The following is a 653-nucleotide window of genomic DNA, read 5'->3' on the forward strand; positions in this document are numbered from 1 at the left end:
CCGGCCGTCGCGGCGGTCTCCGAGGCGGCCCGCAGGGCCTGCTTGCGCTCGACGATCGAGCGGAACGTCACGTAGTGCGGCAGCTTGAGGTGTTCGATGAACCCGGCGGAGTCGAGCCCGTCGACGGTCAGCAGCAGCAGCTGCTCCAGCGGCCCCTTCCGCCCGAACCGCCGGTTCGCGATATCCAGATTGGCCATCGCGATGGCCTTACGCTCGTTGTGGGCGAGGCACAGCCCGTAGCCGACGTCGAGCCGGGTGTGGTCCTCGTCGGCGCCGTCAAGGTCTTCGATCGCTTCCGCTTCGGTGACCCGGAACTCGCCGAGCACCACCGGGTTGCCGGTGTGCGGATGCCGGACGCGCAGCGGCACGCGGCCGTGCCGCACCTCGCCGAGGGTTACCTCGTTCACGTCACCGTCCGGCCCGAGGATCGACCGGTACCACAGCGCGACCAGCGCGCCGGTCTCCCCGCGCGCCATCGACGCCAGGACGGCGGACCGCTCGGCGGGCGGGCGCACGGCCGTGCGGGTGATGTCGACCGGTTCGGGATCATCCCGGCGGCGCCGGTCGACGATCAGGTCCAGTTTGCGGAGCACGTCGAGGAACCGCCCCGGCCGGCGCTGCTCCTCGGTGCCCACCCGCACCGGCCGGGGCGG

At 72.6% G+C, this 653-nt stretch carries 1 protein-coding gene; it reads right to left on the reverse strand.

Going from position 1 to position 653, the window contains the following annotated elements; translation table 11 throughout:
- On the reverse strand, positions 1-653 hold a 653-nt coding region (locus tag AC08ON_RS14780), incomplete at both ends, for a carbon-phosphorus lyase complex subunit PhnI (protein WP_476617169.1).

It is taken from the genome of Frankia sp. CoWAU3 (assembly GCF_977971855.1).